We start from the raw sequence: 15,697 nt of genomic DNA on the forward strand, positions 1-15,697 counted from the left end.
GGCGCCTTTGGGGCTGCGTCTTCCCATCTATCCGGCCAAGGGGTATTCCGCGACGGTGCCGGTGAAAAGCCTGATTGCCGCGCCTATGGTCAGCATTACGACGAGGCTTGCAAGCTGGTGTTCAGCCGGCTGGGCGACCAGCTGCGCATCGCGGGCACCGCTGAGCTGGCCGGTTATTCCTCCAGCCTCAATCCGGTGCGCTGCCAGGCGCTGATCCGGCGCGGCCGGGCTCTGTTTCCCGATGCTTGCGACTGGGACTCCGCCCGCTTCTGGAGCGGCTTGCGGCCGGCCACGCCGGGCAATGTGCCGCTGATAGGCAAGAGCGCGCTTGGGCGGCTGTATCTGAACACCGGCCATGGCACGCTGGGCTGGACCGAAGGGGCTGGCTCGGGCAGGGCGCTGGCCGAGATCGTCAGCGGCAGGCGGCCGCAACTGGATTTCGCCTTTTTAGGTTTGTAATAGCGGTAGCGGCCGCAAAGCGGAACGGGTTGGAACGGGGGTCGCGGCAGGCGCCTGTCTGAAGGATGCGCCGGGTAGATGAAACCGGCCAATGGAGTGCGAATGAGCGAAGTGCAGGAAATGACGCCGTACCAGTTGCTGGGCGGCGAAGGGGTGGTGCGTTGGTTGTGCGACCGTTTTTACGACATCATGGACAGCGAGCCGGCGGTTGCGCCTTTGCGGGCGATGCATCCGGCCGATCTGGCAGGATCCAGGCAAAAGCTGTTCATGTTCCTGTCAGGCTGGCTGGGTGGACCGTCGTTGTATATGGAAGCCTTTGGCCACCCGCGTTTGCGCATGCGCCACATGCCGTTTGCGGTGGACGAGGCGGCGCGCGACCAGTGGATGTTGTGCATGCGGCAAGCGGTGGGCGAACTGGTGGTGGAAGACTGGCTGAAGCATAAACTGCTGGAGGCGTTCTACAACACCGCCGACTTCATGCGCAACCAGTAAGGTTCAAGATAGGCTTGAAGTCGGCGCGGCCTTGTCCATGATTAGAGTATCCACGCGCGGAGTCTGGTCATGGGACGCTGTCCGCTATCGCCGCTCGCCATCGCCCTGGCGTGCCAGGTTGCTTGGGCTGGCTGTCTGCCGCAGGCGCTGATGTGCGCCTCGCCGCGCGATCCTTCGGTGCAGCAGCAAGAGCTGCTGCCCAAGGGCTTGCAGTTGGGGCCGTTGCGCCTGGAGCAGGATCCGGAAAGCCATGCGATGCGTTTGGCCCCGGCGCTGGATCTGGGCAAGCATACCCACTTGTCGGTCAAGATGAACCACAAGGATGTCGGCTTGCGGCTGAAATTCAATACCGACTGATGTCCCCGCCGCGCCGCCTCAATGCGGCCGGTGGCCGCGTTCGATCTGCACCCCCACCCGCTTGACTCCCGGCAGGATGCCTAGCTTGGTGACCGCCACCGCACCCATGGCGCGCCGAACTCCTCGCGCACCATTTTGGCGATATGTTCCGCCAGCGCCTCCAGCAGCAGGAAGTGCTGTTCCTCCAGCGATTGGCGCAGCCGCTCCACCACCACGCCGTAGTGGATGGTGTCGCCGATATTGTCGCTATGGCAGGGCGTGTCGCTGGGAATGCCGATTTCCAGGTCGATCTCAATGGTCTGAGCGGCTTTGCGCTCCCAGTCATACACGCCGATCACGGTGTCGGCGCGCACTTCGCGCAGGAATATGATGTCCATCTGTCTGTCAGGTGGTTGGGCTTTGCCGCCCGATACCGTAAAATCCGAAGCCTCCTATTCTAATCTAACGGATACTCCTCGACCATGACCACGACAGCATTTGCTTTTGTCATTGCGGCCTACCTGATCGGCTCGCTGTCTTTCGCCGTGATCGTCAGCAAGGCGATGGGCATGGCCGACCCGCGCAGCTACGGCTCGGGCAACCCCGGTGCCACCAATGTGCTGCGCAGCGGCAAGAAGCTGGCCGCGGTGCTGACCCTGATTGGCGACGGCGCCAAGGGCTGGCTGGCGGTGGCGCTGGCATCCTGGCTGGGGCCGCGCTACGGCCTGAGCGATCAGGGCATCGCCATGTGCGCGCTGGCGGTGCTGTTCGGCCACATGTGGCCGGTGTTCTTCGGCTTCAAGGGCGGCAAGGGCGTGGCTACCGCGGTAGGCATTCTGCTGGGCATCAATGTCTGGCTGGCGCTGGCTGCATTGGCCACCTGGCTGTTCATGGCCTTCGTGGTGAAGATCTCGTCGCTGTCGGCTTTGGTCGCCTGCGTGCTGGTGCCGGTGTACGCCTATTTCATCGTCGGCCCCAAGAGCGTGTTTTTCGGCACCTGCATCATCATCGCGATCCTAGTCATACATCGGCACAAGTCCAACCTGATCAAGCTGATGACCGGGCAGGAAGACAAGATAGGCGGCAAGACCGACGCCAGCTGACGCCTGAGCGCCAGCCAAGCAAAAGCCGTCCCTCTGGGGACGGCTTTTTGTTTGTGAATGGATGGTTTAGTGGAAGTCGCTGGCGAAGCGGCTCCAGCGCGGCATCCCGTTGCCGGTGATGTCGGCGGAGGCGATCACGCCCATCGCCCGGCCTATCAGCAGATTGCGCGGCACCGTGCCGAAGTAGCGCGAGTCGGCGCTGTCGTCGCGGTTGTCGCCCAGCATCAGGTACTGCCCGGCTGGCACCTTGAGCGGGCCGAAGCTGCTGCGGGCGTCGACTCCGGCCGGCCATTGCACGCGGTGCGGTGGCAGTACGCCGCTCTCTCGGGAGCGTAGCGCCGGCAGGACGGTATGGGCGGCGACGTTTTCCATCCGCTGCTGCAAGGGCTGGTAATGCGCGGCCTGGCCGTTGATCCGCAGTTCCTCGTTGCGCATTTCCACGATGTCGCCGGGCAGCGCCACCAGCCGTTTGATCAGGCGGGTGCGGTCCTTGGGCGACGAGAAAGTGACGATGTCGCCGCGTTGCGGTTCGCCGGTGCGCTGCAAAATAACGTTGGTCAGCGGCAGCTTCAGGTCGTAGGCCAGCCGGTTGACCAGCACCACGTCGCCCTCCAGCACGGTGGGACGCATCGATCCCGAAGGAATGGTGTTCCAGTCGGCGACGGCGGTGCGGAACAGGCCGAAAACCAGCAGGAAAACCAGGAAGCCGCGGTTGTTTTGCAGCCAGTTCTTCATTGCGTTCCTTGATCGTCAAAAATTGAATCAGCCATCCGACAGCACGCGGATGTGGGCGGCGACGCTGCGGCCCAGCGCCGACAGGTCATAGCCGCCCTCCAGCACCGACACCACGCGGCCGGCGCAGTACTGGTCGGCAATCTGCAGCAGATGGCGGGTGACCCATTCGTAGTCGGCTTCGGTGAGGCCCAGCGAGCCCATGTCGTCCTCGCGGTGGGCGTCGAATCCGGCGGAGATGAACAGCATTTGCGGCTGGAATTCGTGCAAGAGCGGCAGCCAGACGTTTTCTACCGCCTCACGGAATTCGCGGCCGCCGCTGCCGGCCCGCATCGGCACGTGATGCATATTGGGCCCCAGCGGGACATCGCCGCTATAGGGATAGAACGGGTGCTGGAAAATGGACACCATCAGCACCCGCGGGTCGTCGCGCAGGATTTCCTCGGTGCCGTTGCCGTGGTGGACGTCGAAATCCACCACCGCGACCCGTTCGAACTTGTAATGCGCCAGCGCGTGGGTGATGCCGACGGCGATATTATTGAAGAAGCAGAAGCCCATCGCCTTGTCGCTTTCGGCATGGTGGCCGGGCGGGCGGATGGCGCAGAAGGCGTTGGGCGCCTTGTCCTCGGCCACCAGCTCCACCGCCTTGACCACGGCGCCGGCGGCGTGGCGCGCGGCTTTCAGCGTGCCGGGCGACATCGCGGTGTCCGGGTCCATGCGGAACGTGCCCACGCTGGGCGCGCAGGCTTCCAGGTATTCGACATAGCGCGGCGGATGCACGCGGGCCAGTTGTTCGTAGCTGACTTCCGGCGCCTCCACCTCCTGCAGGCTGTCGAAGATCTGCGAGGCCATCAGCTGGTCGCGGATGGCGCTCAGCCGCTCCGGACACTCGGGGTGGCCCACCCCCATATTGTGCTGCAGGCAATCGGCATGGGTGATGTAGGCGGTCAAGCCATTGCGCTGCAAGCGGTTTTTCAGCCAAGTCAACACGAGAGCCCCCTGCGTGCTTACAATGGAATGTCGATTATCTATTTTTGATAAATACTGCGCGCAACCGGGGTCAAATGCAATCACTCTCCCTTGCCTACCGGCAACTGAATACGCTGATTCTGGGCAAGCCGCAGGCTCTGCGGCTGGCCTTCGCCTGCCTGATCGCCCGCGGCCACCTGCTGATCGAGGATGTGCCCGGCGTGGGCAAGACCACGTTGGCGCATGGTCTGGCCACGGTGCTGGGGCTGGATTACCGCCGGGTGCAGTTCACCAGTGACCTGCTGCCGGCCGATATTCTGGGCGTCAGCATCTACCAGCGCGACAGCGCGCGCTTCGAGCTGCACCGCGGGCCGGTATTCACCCAGGTGCTGTTGGCCGACGAGATCAACCGCGCGTCTCCCAAGGTGCAGTCGGCGCTGCTGGAGGCGATGGAGGAGAGGCAGGTGTCGATAGACGGCGACACCCATGCGCTGCCGTTGCCGTTCTTCGTCATCGCCACTCAGAATCCGGGCGAGCAGATGGGCACCTTTCCGCTGCCGGAGTCGCAGCTGGACCGTTTCCTGATGCGCATTTCGCTGGGTTATCCACCGCGCGAGGCCGAGCGCGCGCTGCTGATGGGCGAGGACCGCCGCAGTCTGCTGGAGCGTTTCAAGGCGGTGATGACGCCGGACGAATTGCTGGCGCTGCAGCAGAAGGCGGCGGCGGTGGTGGTGAGCCCGGCGCTGGCCGACTACCTGCTGGCCTTGCTGGAGGCCACGCGCCAGTCCGGCCTGTTCGCCACAGGGCTCAGCCCGCGCGCAGGCCAGGCGCTGGTGGCGGCGGCGCGCGGCTGGGCCTTGCTGGCGGGGCGCGACCACCTGCTGCCGGAGGACATCAAGGCCATCTTCCTGCCGGTGGCGGCGCACCGGCTGCAGGCGGTGGCCGGCAGCGATGCCGAGCAGGAACTGGGGCGCTTGCTCTCGCATGTCGCGATTCCGTGAACGGCTGCAGCGCTGGCTGCTGGCGCGGCTGCCGCTGGAAGAACGCTGCGAACTGTCCCAGCGCCGCATCTATCTGCTGCCCACCCGCTTCGGTCTGCTGCTGCTGGCGGTGGGGCTGGCGGTATGGGTGGGCGCGCTCAATTACCAGGTGAGCCTGGCATACGCGCTGGCGTTCTGGATCGTCAGCCTGGTGCTGGTGGCGGTGCTGATGGCTTATCGCCAGCTGTCCGGGTTGCGGCTGCGGGCGGAGCCGGGCGCGGCGGTGTTTGCCGGCGATCCGGCCTGCTTTCGCCTGGTGCTGGAGAATCCGTCCGCATTGCAGCGGCAGCTGCAGGTGCATTTGCAGGGGGATGACCGGCGCTTGCCGTGCGGCCTGGCGGGGCAGGGCAGCGGCAGCGTCGAGCTGACGCTGCCGACCAGCGGCCGCGGCTGGCTGGCGCTGCCTGCCTGCGTGGTGGCGAGCGAAGCGCCGTTCGGCCTGATCCGCGCCTGGGCGGTATTGCGCTTGCAATCCCGGTTGCTGGTGTATCCGGCCTTGTTGCCGGATGCCGCGCGCGGGGGCAGCGAGGGCGATGGCGGCAGCGGCGGCCGAAGCCGGCCCGGCGGCGACGATTTTTCCCATCTGGACGCATACCGCCATGGCGACACGCCGCGCCAGATCGCCTGGAAAGTGTTGGCCCGGCGCGATGTGCTGACCAGCAAGCGCTTCGCCAGCGAGAGCGGCGGCGACTTGACGCTGATCCGCTGGAGCGACTACGGCGCCGAGGCGGATGCCGAGCGGCGCCTGTCGCGGATGGCCTGGCGGGTGGAGCAGTGCGAGCGCCGCCAGCAGCGCTACCGGCTGAGCCTGCCGGACGACGAGATCGGCCCGCAGCCGCGCCAGCGCGAACAGGCGCTGAGCGCGCTGGCCTTGTTCGGGGGGCGGCCATGACGCCGGACGCCGAGCGGGGACGCAGCTGGCCGGTGCTGCTGGCGCTGGGCTGGACCGCGCTGCCCCTGGCCTGGTATCTGCCATGGTGGCTGCTGGCTCTGTTTGTCGCGGCGCTGGCCGGCAGGGCGCGGCTGGAGCATGGCGGCGGCCGCCTGCCATCGCGCTGGCTGCTGCTGCCGACGCTGCTGGCCGCCATCGCCATGCTCTGGCTCAGCCTGCAGACCCTGGTGGGGAGGGAGGGAGGGGTGGCGCTGCTGGTGCTGCTGATCGCCTTCAAGGCGTTTGAAACCGCCAGTCTGCGCGACTGGCGGGTGTTGCTGGCGTTGGGTTTCTTCCTGGCGGCTATGCCGCTGCTGTTCGACCAGTCGCCGCTGATGGCCGCCTGGCTGGTGGCCAGCCTGCTGCTGCTGACCTGGGCCACGGCGGTGCTGGCGGGGGCCTTGCCGCGCGGCAGCTGGCGCAGCGCCGCGCAGGCGCTGTTGCTGTCCCTGCCGATGATGCTGGTGCTGTTCGTGGTGATGCCCCGGCTGCCGGAGCCGCTGTGGAGCATGCCGGGCCAGGAGCGCGCCGCCGCCAGCGGTCTGGGCGAGGATATGGCGCCGGGCAGCATCAGCCAGCTGATACTCAATCGCGAGCCGGCATTTTCCGTGGCGTTCACCGGCGCGCCGCCGGCCCAGGACCAGCTGTACTGGCGGGTGATGTTGCTGGACGACTTCGACGGGCAGCGCTGGATCAATGTCGGCGGCCAGCGCGGCGAACCCTTGCAGCAAGCCGAAGGCAGGCAGGTTGCCTACAGTATGACGCTGAAGCCGGACAAGGGCCGGTTGCCAGCGTTGGACCTGCCGCAGCGGGCGGCCCAGGGCAGCCACCTGGAGGCGGGAGGCTTGCTGCGCCAGGACGAGAAGCAGGACGAATTGGCCCGCTATGCGCTGGCCAGCCGGCTGGGCGGCCGTTATCCGTCGCCGCTGTCGGCCGCCGGGCAGGCTTTCTACCGGCGGCTGCCGCCCGGCAATCCCCGCAGCCGGGCCTTGGCGGCCAGGCTGGCGCGCCAGGCCGGCAGCGAGCAGGCTTTTGCCGGCGAGGCGCTGCAATATCTGCGGCTGGGCGGTTTCAGCTATACCCTGAAGCCGCCCTTGCTTGGCCAGCAGGCTGTCGACCAGTTCCTGTTCGACAGCCGACAGGGCTTCTGCGAACACTACGCCTCCGCCTTCGCGTTCCTGGCGCGCGCGGCCGGGATTCCAGCCCGGGTGGTGGTGGGATATCAGGGCGGAGAATACAACCCGGTAGGCCGTTTCTGGCAAGTGCGCTCGTCCGATGCCCATGCTTGGGTGGAGATATGGCTGTCCGGCCCGAGGCAATGGCTGCGGGTGGACCCGACCGCAGCGGTGGCGCCTGGCCGGCTGGAACAGGCTGCGGAGCAGGCGCTGCCGGCCTTGCGCAGCGATGGCGGAGCGGCGGGAGTGCTGCCGCCGCAGTGGCTGCGGCGTTGGCGCCAGCAGTGGACGGCCGCCAATTTCGCCTGGCAGCAGTGGGTGGTCGGCTATGACGCCAGCCGGCAGCAGGGGGTGTTCCAGCGGCTGGGCCTGGGGACTAGAGTGGATGGCGGCAGCGTGGTGCGGGGCTTGTTGATCGGCATGCTGCTGGCGGTGTTGCCGTTGATGCTGTGGTGGCGCCGCCGACCGGCGCAAGCGCCGATGGCCGCTGGCTGGGAGCTGATACGGCAGGGTTTGGCGAAGCGCAGCATCGCGGCGGGTCCTGCACTGGGGCCGCTGGAGTTGCTGAAGGCTGCCAGGGGTTTACCGCGCGACGATTATCGCCGTTTGAAGCGACTGGTCAATGAATACATCGAATTGCGCTACCGGCGGCAGGTGGCGGATGCCGGGAGGGAGCGGCGCTGGTTGCGGCAGGCGAGGCGCTGGAAATGACAAAGCCCGGCTGAGCCGGGCTGGGGTACTGCGCGCCGGTTCGGCTCAGAGCAGGAAATCGCGCGAGATGCCCTTGCGGCGCAGGATGCGGCGCAGTTGCTCCAGGCCTTCGATCTGAATCTGCCTGACCCGTTCGCGGGTCAGGCTGAGCGATGCCGCCAGCTCCTCCAGCGTGCAGATCTCGTAGCCGTTGAGGCCGTAGCGCCGCTCTATCACCAGCCGCTGTTTCTCGTTGAGCTGGCTCAGCCAGTCGTGGACGAACATTTCCAGCTGGTTGTTGTGCAGCTGCAGTTCCGGCTCTTCATGCTGTTCGTCGGGGATGGATTCGCCGATGGACAGCATCGGGTCGATGTCCAGCGGGGCGTCCAGCGAGGCCATGCGCTCGTTCAGGTTCATCACCTTGCGCACATCCTCCACCGGCTTGCCGACCAGGTGGGCGATTTCCTCTATGCTGGGCTCGCGGCCGATCTGGCTTTCCAGATGGCGCGAGGCGCGCAGGTAGACGTTGAGTTCCTTGATCACGTGCACCGGCAGGCGGATGGTGCGCGACTGGTTCATGATCGCGCGTTCTATGCTCTGGCGTATCCACCAAGTGGCATAGGTGGAGAAGCGGAAGCCGCGCTCGGGGTCGAACTTCTCCAGCGCGTGCATCAGGCCGATATTGCCTTCCTCGATCAGGTCGAGCAGCGCCAGCCCGCGGTTGATGTAGTGCTTGGCGATGTTGACCACCAGCCGCAGATTGTGCTCGATCATCTTCTGTCGGGCTTCGAACTCGCCGGCAACCACCCTGCGCGCCAGCGCCAGCTCCTCCTGCGGGGTCAGCAGCGCGTTGTTGCCGATGTCGTTCAGATAGATCTGGGTGACGTCGGCGACAACATCCTCAAAGACCGCGGTGCTTTCCGCGGCCTCTTCCGCTTCTGCTTCGGCGGCGGCTTCCTCGCCGCCTTCCTCGTCCAGAAGCTCGTTCTCGTCCAGGATATCTATTTCGTTGCTCATCTCTCTACCCCCGTCGCTGTCTTGTTCTGACGGGGGCTGTGCCTACCCGTTCAGGACTTGTGTTCAAGATACTGCATCGGGTCCACCGGCTTGCCAAAACGGCGGATCTCGAAGTGCAGTTTGACTTGGTCGGCATCGGAATTGCCCATTTCGGCAATCTTCTGCCCTTTCTTGACAGACTGTCCTTCCTTTACCAGCAGCTGGCTGTTATGCGCATATGCCGACAGGAAGGTCTTGTTATGTTTGATGATGATCAGCTTGCCGTAACCGCGCAGCCCGGCGCCGCTGTACACCACCTTGCCATCACCTGCTGCGAGCACCGCTTGACCCATGCGCCCGCTGATTTCAACGCCCTTGTTGCTGTCCGAGTAGCCTTTCACCACCTTGCCCTCGGTCGGCCAGGACCATGCCACAGCGTCTTCTTCCTGCTTGGCGGCCGGCGCGCTGGCATCCTTGGCGGGAGCCGGAGCGACAGTCGCCGCGCTGGCTTCCGGCTTTTTCCCCGGTGCCGGCGAAACCGCAGGGCCAGACGCCTGAGCGCTGTTCTTGCTGCCAGGACGTCCCTCGCTCTGGGCCGCCAGGTCTTTTACCGCTTCGCTGCCGTACGGCAGCTTCAAGGCTTTGGGATAGGCCTTTACCGTTCCGTTGCCCGTTGCCGGCACCGCCGCGGCGTGTTCGACCGCGGCGCTCGCCGCGACCACCGGCGCCGCCTTGGCCGCGCCGTTCTGCGCGGCGCCGCCGGGCGGCGTCAGACGCAGCACCTGCCCCACCTTGATGCCGGTGTCGGGCAGATTGTTCCAGGCGGCCACGTCCTTGTACTTCAGGCCATGGTTCAGCGAGATGCGGAACAGATTGTCGCCCGGCTTCACCACATAGCTGCCGTCGCCGTCGCCGTCGCCGCCGGCGGCCGGCGCGTTGGCTGCCGGCTGCACGTTCAGGCTGCCCTGGTCCCGGTAGGGGGTGGCGACGGTATTGCCGGAGGTCGCCGTCGGGGCCGGTTTGGCCTGGCCGATAGGGGCTGGCGCCGCGTTTTCCACCGGAGCTGCCTGCTGAGCCATGCTGCTGCAACCGGTCAATCCTGCACCAAGTGCGGCAACTAATATATACGCATACCTGCAATGCATTTTTAGCATGTTTTTTTTGTTGAAACGTTGAATAAGAGTTTTGCTTGATTGTCTGACAGCGATAGTGTTGCGTTTTTGCAGTTTCAACTACGCCCGTTCAGCAGCGGAACAAATTTTACCGGGTCCAGCTTGGCCTTCTGAAGGCCTTGCGTGGTTTTTTCCAGCAGCCACAAATGTTGCTCGGTTTCGCCCAGCGGCAGCACCAGCCGGCCGCCTTCCGCCAGCTGTTCCACCAGCGCGTTCGGCACGGCGCGGGCGGCGGCGGTGATGATGATACCGTCGAACGGAGCCGCTTCCGGCAGGCCGACGTTGCCATCGCCATGCACCAGGCGGGCGTGGACCAGCTTGGCGGCGCGAAGATTGCGTCTGGCTTGGTCAAGAATCGCGCCCAGTCGTTCCATCGAATACACTTCGGCGCCGGTTTTCAGCAGCACCGCGGTCTGGTAGCCGCAGCCTGTGCCAATTTCGAGGATCTTTCCCGGTTGGCGCCCCTGCAGCAGCAGTTCGGTCATCCTGGCCACAGTCAGCGGCTGGGAGATGGTCTGGCCATGGCCGATGGGCAGCGACACGTCGTCGTAGGCGCGGGTGGCCAGCGCCTGGTCGACGAACAGGTGGCGGGGCACCTCGTGCATGGCCTTGAGTACTCTTTCGTCGCTGATGCCATGCTGGCGCAAGCGGTCGGTCATGCGCCGGCGGGTGCGCTCGGAAAGCATGCCGTAAGCCTGGCTGTTCGGTATCAGCGGTGAAGCCATGTAGAAATCCTGTCCAATTGCCCATAGGCGGTCAAATCCAGCATCAGCGGGGTGACGGATGCCTGCCCGGCCGCGATGCAGCCGAAATCGGTGCCTGCGCCGGCATCCTGCACGGTTCCCACCGGTCCTACCCAGTATATCGTTTCTCCGCGCGGATTCTGAGATTTGATTACCGGCTGCGCGGCATGGCGGCGTCCCAGACGGCTGACGCACAAGGGACCCAGCGCCTCTTCCGGCAAGTCGGGGACATTGACGTTCAGCAGCATCGGCTGGACGAAAGGCTGCTCCAGGCAGCGCTCCACCAGTTGCTCCACCACTTTGCCGGCGGTGGCGAAGTGCCGCCCGCTGTAGCCTGCCAGCGAGACGGCGATCGAGGGGATCCCCAGCATGAAGCCTTCGGTGGCGGCCGCGACGGTGCCGGAGTAGAGGGTGTCGTCTCCCATATTGGGGCCGTTGTTGATGCCGCTGAACACCATGTCGGGCCGGTAGTCGAGCAGGCCGGTCACCGCCAGATGCACGCAGTCGGTCGGCGTGCCGTTGACGTAGTAAAAGCCGTTGGCGGCCTTGCGCACGGTCAGCGGCCTATCCAGCGTCAGCGAGTTGCTGGCGCCGCTGCGGTCGCGCTCCGGGGCTACCACCACCACGTCGCCGTAGCGTTGCAGCGTCTGGGCCAGCATGGCCAGGCCGGGCGCGGAATAACCGTCATCGTTGCTGAGCAGAAACTTCATACTGTCTTTCGGTTGGTATCGGATGATTGTAGCGCCGCCAGGATGACGGAGAATAGGGTCCGAGCGGCGCGCGAGGCGTAAAAAAACCCGCGGCGGGCGGGTTTCTTGGCCTGGGTCAGGCGTAGTAGCGCTGGCTGAATTCCAGCATGCGCTCGATCGGCACGCGGGCGGCGTCCATCTGCGTGGGCGTCAGGTAGTCGATCTCCAGGCCCAGGCCCTGCTGAGCGCGTTTGACCGCCTCTATGGTGTTCATCTTCATGTACGGACAGGAATTGCACTGGCAGCCGGCGTAGATCGGCGCCTGGCGCAGGTCCAGGTCGGGACGGGCCAGGCCCATGTTGTAGAGGATGCCGTCTTCGGTGGCGACGAAGATCACCGCCTTGGCGCTGCCCTGGTAGTTTTTCACCCAGTTCAGCATGCCGGAGGTGGAGCCGACGTAATCGGCCTTCTTCAATACCGGCAGAGGGCTTTCCGGGTGGGCGATCAGGTATTTGTCGCCGGGAACCGCGGCGAAGGCCTCGCTCAGCGCGGTTTCGTTGAACTTGTCGTGCACCTCGCACACCGCCGACCACAACGGCATGTCGTAGCCGTACTGGTCGTTGAGGTAGCCGCCCATATTGCGGTCGGGAGAGAAGATCACCTTCTTACCCTCGGCGTACAGGTGGGCGATGATGTCGTCGACGTTGCGGCTGGTGACGATCCAGTCGGACACGGCTTTGTGCTCGGCGCTGGAGTTGATGTAGGACACGTGCACATGGTCCGGGTAGCGCTTGCGCCATTGCGTCAGCTCGGCCACGTCGGTCTGGGTGACCAGCGAACAGGTGGAGCCGGCGTCCGGCAGCATCACGGTGGCCTGCGGATTGAGGATCTTGGCGGTTTCGGCCATGAAGCGCACGCCGGCGAAGACGATGATGTCTGCCTGGGCTTCCTTGGCGTACAACGATAATTCCAGGCTGTCTCCCACCTTGTCCGCCATCTGCTGGATTTCGGGCTGGGTGTAATAATGAGCGAGGGTGACGACGCGTTTCGTCATGGTTGAGTCGGCTCCTGCCTGACCGGGCGCATTGGCCGCGGCTGGCTGAATGGTGCAGCGCAATAAAGGTTTGTTGCGAAATAGTAAAGATTAGCAATATTGTAAAGCCAGCGCCACTGGCTGGATACGGCGGCGAGGAAATTTGCCGGCGGCCGTGGCGTGAAATGCATCTGTCGGCGGTTTGTCTGAGGTCAATATGACGTCGAGCTGCCCTGCGCATGATTGAGGGCGGGTGGACTGCGTTTGCGGCGGCGGCCCGATGCCGGTTTTCCCGGCCAGATTGCCGTCCGGCGCGGGCTGTCGCGGCCCGGCCTGGATCGCGTAAGCTTGCCGGCGGAATGGCCGCTGCCCGCCCGCCGGCAAGCCGGCGTCTAATTGAATCGTTTCCTGAGGACAAGCACGCATGAGGCCGCATTATCTGACTCCGCTGTTTTCTCCGCGCACGGTGGCCGTGGTCGGCGCGAGCGACCGTCCCGGCTCCATTGGCCAGGCGGTGTTTTCCAGCCTGCTGGCCGGCTCGTTCCAGGGCAAGCTGTATCCGGTCAACCTCAATCACAAGGTGGTGGGCGGCATTCCGGCGGTGGCTTCGGTGCGGCAGATAGACGAGCCGGTGGAGCTGGCGGTGGTGGTGACCGCCATCCGCTCCCTGCCGGCCATCATCAAGGATTGCGGCAAGAAGGGCGTCAAGGCGGTGCTGCTGGCCAAGGAGTTCTCCGACAGCGAGCAGCTGGAGCAGGAACTGATCAACGAGGCGCTGTCGATCGCCCGCCACTTCGGCATCCGCATCCTGGGTCCCAATGTGCTGGGCCTGATGCGCCCGGTGGCCGGCTTCAATGCCAGCAACTACGCCGGCAAGGTGCGGCCGGGCAATCTGGCGCTGGTGTCGGAGTCGTCGGCCTTGTGCGCGGCGATGCTGGACTGGGCCGACAGCAAGGAAATCGGTTTTTCCAGCGTGATCTCGCTGGGCAAGGCGCTGGATGTCGGTTTCGGCGAAATCCTGGATTACCTAGTAGCGGACAACTTCACCCAGGGCATACTGTTGCATGTTCACCACATACACGACGCGCGCCGTTTCATGTCGGCGCTGCGGGCCGCCGCTCGCACCAAGCCGGTGGTGGTGATCAAGTCCGGCCGTTTCGAGAGCGACGCCAGCGGCCTCACCCATTCCAGCAATCTGGTGGCCAGCGGCGAGGTGTTCGACGCGGCGCTGGCGCGGGCCGGCGTGCTCAGGGTGTCGTCCATCGCCCAGCTGTTCACCGCCGCCAAGGTGTTGGCGGCCAATTACCGCGTCGGCGGCAAGCGGCTGGCCATCGTCACCAACGGCTTCGGTCCGGGCATGCTGGCGGCCGATAGCGCCATAGATTACGGCGTGGAGCTGGCGAAGCTGGGGGAAGCAACCCTCACGCTGCTGGACAGCGTGCTGCCGCGCAACTGGTCGCACGGCAATCCGCTGGACATCATCGGCGACGCCAGTCCGATGCGTTTCCGCACTGCGGTGAAGGCCTGCGTCGACGACTCTGGCGTGGACGGGGTGATGGTGATCTTCACGCCGCAGGCCGGCACCGACCACCTGACCACCGCGCAATTGATGATAGGGCTGCAGCGCGAGACCGCCAAGCCGCTGTTCCTGTCCTGGCTGGGCGACGCCAAGGTGTCGGAAAGCCGCGAGCTGTTCTCCAAGGCCAAGTGCGCGCATTTCCGCGCGCCGGAATACGGGATAGAAGTGTTCCGCCACCTGGCCGCCTATCAGCACAACCAGCAATTGCTGATGCAGACGCCGGGTCCGCTGGAGGGCCGGCGCGCCGATCCGGACGTGGCGGCGGCGCGCAAGGTGATAGACCGGGTGCTGGCCGAGGGCCGCACCATCCTGTCCGAGCGCGAATCCAAGCAGGTGCTGGCCGCCTTCCACATCCCGGTCAACCCGACCACGCTGGCGCGCACGCCCGGCGAGGCGGTGAAGCAGGCCGACAAGATAGGCTATCCGGTGGTGCTGAAGATCGATTCGCCGGACATCATCTACAAGTCGGACGTCGGCGGCGTGGAGCTGAACATCAGCAATGAGGCTACTCTCAAGAGCGCGTTCGACGCCATCCTCGCCCGCACGCGCCAGGCGCGGCCGGACGCGCGCATCGACGGCATTTCGGTGCAGCCTATGCGCAAGCGCCGCTTCGCCCGCGAACTGATGGTGGGAGTGGCGCACGACGCCGCTTTTGGCCCGGTGATCACCTTCGGCGCAGGCGGCATCGCGGTGGAGGTGATGCGCGACTTGGCCTTGGCGCTGCCGCCGCTCAACGATTATCTGGTCGACAATATGGTGGCCCAGACCCGCATCGGCCAGTTGCTGGGGCCGTTCAAGAACCTGCCGCCGGTGGATATCGACGAACTGCGCCATGTGCTGCTGCAGGTATCGGAAATGGTGTGCGAGCTGCCGCAGCTGCGCGAGATGGACATCAATCCGCTGGTGGCGGACGAAAAGGGCGTGATCGCGCTGGACGCGCGCATCTTCGTCGAGCCAGCACGCGCCGACCTCAAGCGCTACGGCCATATGGCCATCATGCCTTACCCCTCGCACATGGTGGTATGCGCCAGGCTGCGGGACGGCACGGCGGTGATGATACGGCCCATCCGTCCGGAGGACGCCGACATGCAGCAGGCCTTCGTGCGCAATCTGTCAGAGGAAAGCCGCTACAACCGCTACCTGTCCAGCATCAAGCAGCTGTCGCAGAGCATGCTGGTCCGCTTCACCCAGATAGACTACGACCGCGAGATGGCGCTGGCGATGACGCGCGACGAGCAGGGCGGCGAGCAGATGCTGGCGGTGGCGCGCTTCATCACCGATCCGGACAACGAGGCCTGCGAGTTCGCGCTGGAAGTGGCCGACGACTGGCAGGGCCGCGGCATTGGCAATCTCTTGATGCAGGCGTTGTTCGACGCGGCGCGCGAGCAGGGGCTGAAGATCATGCGCGGCGAGGTGTTAGCCGGCAACAAGGGCATGCTGAAACTGATGCATAAACTGGGATTTAGCGTCGAGACCCACCCCGAAGACCGAGCGCTGAGCCTGGTGTTGAAGACGCTTTAAGAGGCTGGCGGAACAGGGACTTGCATTAAGCGCTTGC

15 protein-coding genes and 1 pseudogene are annotated in these 15,697 nt (G+C 65.2%); 8 read left to right on the forward strand and 8 right to left on the reverse strand.

Annotated features, from left to right (window positions below; all coding sequences use genetic code 11):
• From BI344_RS14550 to BI344_RS14560, 3 genes are all read left to right on the forward strand, one after another.
• Positions 1-459, forward strand: a 459-nt coding sequence (locus BI344_RS14550; RefSeq protein ID WP_241499364.1) for an FAD-dependent oxidoreductase, incomplete at its 5' end; no start/stop codon positions are given.
• 102 nt (positions 460-561) lie between these two features.
• Positions 562-951, forward strand: coding sequence for a group II truncated hemoglobin (locus BI344_RS14555; RefSeq protein WP_193430991.1), 390 nt, complete (start codon positions 562-564; stop codon positions 949-951).
• A 69-nt stretch (positions 952-1,020) separates the two neighbouring features.
• The gene (locus tag BI344_RS14560) at positions 1,021-1,308 is read left to right on the forward strand and encodes a hypothetical protein (protein ID WP_071113613.1); all 288 of its coding nucleotides are present in this window, start codon (positions 1,021-1,023) and stop codon (positions 1,306-1,308) included.
• 18 nt (positions 1,309-1,326) lie between these two features.
• Here the strand turns inward: BI344_RS14560 and BI344_RS14565 are convergent.
• Positions 1,327-1,685, reverse strand: a pseudogene (locus tag BI344_RS14565) (dihydroneopterin aldolase).
• A gap of 84 nt (positions 1,686-1,769) precedes the next feature.
• Between BI344_RS14565 and plsY the strand changes: the two are divergent.
• The gene (gene plsY / locus BI344_RS14570) at positions 1,770-2,390 is read left to right on the forward strand and encodes a glycerol-3-phosphate 1-O-acyltransferase PlsY (protein WP_071113614.1); all 621 of its coding nucleotides are present in this window, start codon (positions 1,770-1,772) and stop codon (positions 2,388-2,390) included.
• A gap of 66 nt (positions 2,391-2,456) precedes the next feature.
• Here plsY and lepB read toward each other — a convergent pair whose 3' ends face one another.
• Both lepB and BI344_RS14580 read right to left on the reverse strand, forming a co-directional pair.
• A complete protein-coding gene (lepB, locus tag BI344_RS14575; protein WP_071113615.1) occupies positions 2,457-3,125 on the reverse strand; it encodes a signal peptidase I in 669 nt (222 codons plus the stop codon).
• Positions 3,126-3,152: 27 nt separating this feature from the next.
• Positions 3,153-4,112: a histone deacetylase family protein gene (locus BI344_RS14580; protein ID WP_071113616.1), complete on the reverse strand. Its 960-nt coding sequence runs from the start codon at positions 4,110-4,112 to the stop codon at positions 3,153-3,155.
• Positions 4,113-4,186: 74 nt separating this feature from the next.
• On the opposite strand from BI344_RS14580, the gene BI344_RS14585 reads away from it, so the two are divergent.
• From BI344_RS14585 to BI344_RS14595, 3 genes are read left to right on the forward strand one after another with little or no spacing between them, the layout of a single operon-like run.
• Positions 4,187-5,092 carry an AAA family ATPase gene (locus tag BI344_RS14585; protein WP_071113617.1) on the forward strand — a complete coding sequence of 302 codons (906 nt, stop codon included), beginning with the start codon at positions 4,187-4,189 and terminating at the stop codon, positions 5,090-5,092.
• Positions 5,076-6,023 carry a DUF58 domain-containing protein gene (locus BI344_RS14590; RefSeq protein ID WP_071113618.1) on the forward strand — a complete coding sequence of 316 codons (948 nt, stop codon included), beginning with the start codon at positions 5,076-5,078 and terminating at the stop codon, positions 6,021-6,023. Before BI344_RS14585 ends, BI344_RS14590 begins: the two co-directional genes overlap by 17 nt.
• Complete coding sequence (locus BI344_RS14595) at positions 6,020-7,948, forward strand: transglutaminase TgpA family protein (protein ID WP_071113619.1); 1,929 nt, start codon at positions 6,020-6,022, stop codon at positions 7,946-7,948. The genes BI344_RS14590 and BI344_RS14595 overlap by 4 nt, the downstream gene beginning before the upstream one ends.
• Before the next feature lie 45 nt (positions 7,949-7,993).
• Here BI344_RS14595 and rpoS read toward each other — a convergent pair whose 3' ends face one another.
• From rpoS to nadA, 5 genes are all read right to left on the reverse strand, one after another.
• The gene (rpoS, locus tag BI344_RS14600; protein WP_071113620.1) at positions 7,994-8,944 is read right to left on the reverse strand and encodes an RNA polymerase sigma factor RpoS; all 951 of its coding nucleotides are present in this window, start codon (positions 8,942-8,944) and stop codon (positions 7,994-7,996) included.
• Positions 8,945-8,994: 50 nt separating this feature from the next.
• Positions 8,995-10,155, reverse strand: coding sequence for a peptidoglycan DD-metalloendopeptidase family protein (locus BI344_RS14605; RefSeq protein ID WP_338152218.1), 1,161 nt, complete (start codon positions 10,153-10,155; stop codon positions 8,995-8,997).
• Positions 10,152-10,820: a protein-L-isoaspartate(D-aspartate) O-methyltransferase gene (locus BI344_RS14610; protein WP_071113622.1), complete on the reverse strand. Its 669-nt coding sequence runs from the start codon at positions 10,818-10,820 to the stop codon at positions 10,152-10,154. Before BI344_RS14610 ends, BI344_RS14605 begins: the two co-directional genes overlap by 4 nt.
• On the reverse strand, positions 10,805-11,548 hold the full coding sequence (surE, locus tag BI344_RS14615) for a 5'/3'-nucleotidase SurE (protein ID WP_071113623.1): 744 nt from the start codon (positions 11,546-11,548) through the stop codon (positions 10,805-10,807). The genes BI344_RS14610 and surE overlap by 16 nt, the downstream gene beginning before the upstream one ends.
• A gap of 115 nt (positions 11,549-11,663) precedes the next feature.
• Positions 11,664-12,581, reverse strand: coding sequence for a quinolinate synthase NadA (gene nadA, locus BI344_RS14620; RefSeq protein ID WP_071113624.1), 918 nt, complete (start codon positions 12,579-12,581; stop codon positions 11,664-11,666).
• A gap of 403 nt (positions 12,582-12,984) precedes the next feature.
• Here nadA and BI344_RS14625 point away from each other — a divergent pair, with 403 nt between their 5' ends.
• On the forward strand, positions 12,985-15,660 hold the full coding sequence (locus BI344_RS14625; RefSeq protein ID WP_071113625.1) for a bifunctional acetate--CoA ligase family protein/GNAT family N-acetyltransferase: 2,676 nt from the start codon (positions 12,985-12,987) through the stop codon (positions 15,658-15,660).
• Positions 15,661-15,697: the final 37 nt, after the last annotated feature.

This window comes from Chromobacterium sphagni, assembly GCF_001855555.1.
GTDB classification, from domain to species: domain Bacteria; phylum Pseudomonadota; class Gammaproteobacteria; order Burkholderiales; family Chromobacteriaceae; genus Chromobacterium; species Chromobacterium sphagni.